General features: G+C 71.8%; 3 protein-coding genes. 1 reads left to right on the top strand and 2 read right to left on the bottom strand.

Annotation, left to right across the window (positions count from 1 at the left end):
* Nucleotides 1–119: 119 nt before the first annotated feature.
* Nucleotides 120–917 carry an HNH endonuclease family protein gene (locus MXD60_RS01045; RefSeq protein ID WP_248816804.1) on the bottom strand — a complete coding sequence of 266 codons (798 nt, stop codon included), beginning with the start codon at nucleotides 915–917 and terminating at the stop codon, nucleotides 120–122.
* A 272-nt stretch (nucleotides 918–1,189) separates the two neighbouring features.
* Here MXD60_RS01045 and MXD60_RS01040 point away from each other — a divergent pair, with 272 nt between their 5' ends.
* Complete coding sequence (locus tag MXD60_RS01040; RefSeq protein WP_248816802.1) at nucleotides 1,190–1,894, top strand: TetR/AcrR family transcriptional regulator; 705 nt, start codon at nucleotides 1,190–1,192, stop codon at nucleotides 1,892–1,894.
* Nucleotides 1,895–1,900: 6 nt separating this feature from the next.
* Here the strand turns inward: MXD60_RS01040 and MXD60_RS01035 are convergent, their stop codons facing one another.
* Complete coding sequence (locus tag MXD60_RS01035; protein WP_248816949.1) at nucleotides 1,901–2,500, bottom strand: DUF4352 domain-containing protein; 600 nt, start codon at nucleotides 2,498–2,500, stop codon at nucleotides 1,901–1,903.
* Nucleotides 2,501–2,809 lie beyond the last annotated feature (309 nt).

Below are 2,809 nucleotides of genomic sequence, written 5' to 3'. Positions count from 1 at the left end.
TCGGGCGCTGGGGGCGGGGTGGGGGGTTTCTTTTTTGGGGGGCGGGGGGGCCCCCCCCCCCCCGAGACCCCCCCCACGGCGCGGTGGTTACTTCCGTCGGGGGGCGGGGTTTGGGTGGGTTAGTTCGGGGCGGTTAGGGCTAGGGCGGGTTGGGTGGGGCATTTTTGGAGGACGGTGCGCATCGCGGCGGCTTCGGCTGCTATCACCCACAGGTGGTAGCGGGACTTGAGACCGATCTGGCGGGCCACGTAGGCGCACTGGGCGCCTGGGCTGGGCGGCAGCCATTCGGAGGCGTCCTGGTCGCTCTTGCGAATGTTGGTCGGGCCATCCACCGCGAGCAGGTTCTCCGGATCGTTCGCGAACTGCAGGCGCTGCGCGTCGGTCCAGTCGAGGGCGCCGGTCCGCCAGGCGTCGGCGAGCGGCACGACATGGTCGATCTGGACGGCGGACGCGTTGCGGGACCGGTCGAACCGAATGATTCGGGTCGTGTACGGGTCGCGCAGCTCCCCGGTCAGCACCGTGCAGTTGTCCGACTTGCGGATGGTCGTGCTGGTCAGATCGCGGTGCAGGATGTCGTTGCGGGTGTCGCAGTGGTTGTGGTCGACGTCCGACCAGGGCGTCCCGAACTTGTCCCGCTGGTATTTGGGTGAGTTGTCCTCCGCCCGCACCGGGAGGGTCGCCAGCAGCTTCAGGGCAGAGCCGGAACCACCGGCGGAGCCGGAACCTCCGGCGGAGAGGGCGTCGTCCGCGGCCGTGCTCGGACTCGCCGAGCCCACGAGCGTCCCGTCACTGTTGCATCCGGCCACCAGCGCGCTGAGGGCGAGCAGCAGCGCCAGGGCGCCAAGCCCGGCGCCCCGACGGGGCCCCGCCCGTCCGGACCGACAAACCGGGACCGCGTTGACACCGCTATCTCGCACCTGACTCCCACCTCGGGCAGACCGCCGCAGATGGATGGCTCTCCACGTCCGCCCACCTTGTCGCTGTTCAAGCAACCAGTCACGTTAGCGGCCCGTCTCGGCCATGAGGTGGTGGGTACAGCCGAAAGGCTGACCTTTTTGCCGAGAAACATCGCACTGTAGCCAGATAATCCCCTAGAGTGGGCTGCCATGATCAGAGCGTTGCCGGGTATCGCAGCTACGTCGTTACGCCCCTGCGGATAGCGCTGGCCCGCATGTCGTCATCGCCGCCCATGTCCGCGTCCGCTTCCGGAGCGGCCGCCATCGGTCCGCCCGCGCGCCCGCTGCGCCGGGACGCCGAGCTCAACCGCGCGCGCATCCTCGCCGCCGCGCGGGAGTTGTTCGTCGAGCGGGGGGTCGACGTCGGCGTCGAGGAAATCGCGCGGCAGGCCGGGGTCGGGATGGGCACCCTCTACCGGCGATTCCCGAACAAGGACGCCCTTGTCGAGGCCGTTCTGCACCCCATCGCCGCCGGCATCCGTGAACTGGCGGCGCAGATCGCGGCCGACGAGCCGCCGGAGCACGCGCTGCGGTGCTTTCTCACCCGGATCCTGCTGGCGGATCCCTCCCACCGGTTGTTCCTCTCGCCACGGACGTGGCACGGTCCCGCCGCGCGGACGCTCGGTGCCGAGGTCGTCCCGCTGATCGCGGCGATGCTGGAGGCCGCCAAGCAGACGGGCACGGTGCGCGAGGACGTGGTGGTCGCGGACGTGCTGGTGATGGTGTGGTCGGTACGGACGGTGACGGAACTCACCGGTCGGATCGCGCCGGAATCCTGGCGGCGTTCGCTGGAAATCATGCTTGCCGGCTTCCGACCGGACGACCGCAACCCGCGGCTGCCCGCCCCGTCCGCGGCCTTCGCCACACTCGGCGGCACCGCGCCGGGCGAGGCCGTCGGCGTCAGCGCGGTGGAACTCGGCGGTGCGGACGTCGGGTGACGCCGGTCAGCGGGTCGAGATCCTGGCCCCGGCGGTGTGCGAGCCCGAGTGCAGTTCCAGCAGCCGCGGGGCCGCGTCCAGCGGGACGTCGAAAACCAGCGTGCCGTTCTTCGTCTCGCCGGGGTCGATCGTGTCCCACAGGTTCTCGTCCAGTTTCAGGCGGGCGAGGAAGTTCGCCTCGTGGCGGACGCCGTGATCGTCCCAGAGGATCTGGGCGTTGTTGTCCAGCGAATGGTCGGCGTTGCCGATGTTGGTCACGGCGACGCGGGCCTGGCAGAACCGTCCCTTCGCGCCCAGTGCCAGCAGGCCGTCGCCGAGCTGACGGTGAGAGCAGTCCATGCTCGAGACGACGAACCGCAGGTCGCCGTCCGTCACCGGTACACCGTAGCCGGGTGCGCTCGGGGTGGCGGACGGCGCGGCACTCGCCGTCGGACCGGGCGCGCCGCTGGCCGGCGGCCCGTCCTTGTGGCCGATCGGCAGGATGACCGCGATCGCGATGCCGATGATCGCGGCAAGCACCACCGCGACGATCATGGCGAGCTGGCGGCGGTCCGGCCCGCGCCGACGCGGCTGCTGGTAGGACGCCGGGTAGGGACTGGTCGCCATCGGCGCGGAGACCGGTCCGGTCCGAGGCGGCGGGGCTGCCGGCGCGCGCTGGCCTCCAGGTGCCATCCAGGGTCCCGACGGCGGCGCCCCGGTCGGCATCGGGGGCCGGTCGCGCTGCTGACCGGCGGGTCCGGCAGCGCGTGGCAGGGCCTGGCCGGGGGGCATCGGCCGGCCGGTGTAGGTCGGTGTGGCAGCGGCGGCCGGGGCCACCCGGCCCCCAGCCGGGTTTGCCGCCGGCGGCTGGGGGCCGGGGGGTTGGGGGCCGCGGCGCGGCTGCGGGTTTGCGGGCGGGCGGTGTCTTTTTAACCA

Origin of the sequence: Frankia sp. AgB32 (assembly GCF_023243045.1) — a bacterium.
Classification (GTDB): Bacteria; Actinomycetota; Actinomycetes; order Frankiales; family Frankiaceae; genus Frankia.
The sequence above is the reverse complement of the archived record's forward strand: the minus strand, read 5'-3'. Positions and strand labels throughout refer to the sequence as shown.

Coding starts and splice junctions, on each gene's coding strand:
- MXD60_RS01040 (WP_248816802.1), top strand. CDS start 1,190: ATGTCCGCGTCCGCTTCCGGAGCGGCCGCCATCGGTCCGCCCGCGCGC.
- MXD60_RS01035 (WP_248816949.1), bottom strand. CDS start 2,500: ATGGCGACCAGTCCCTACCCGGCGTCCTACCAGCAGCCGCGTCGGCGC.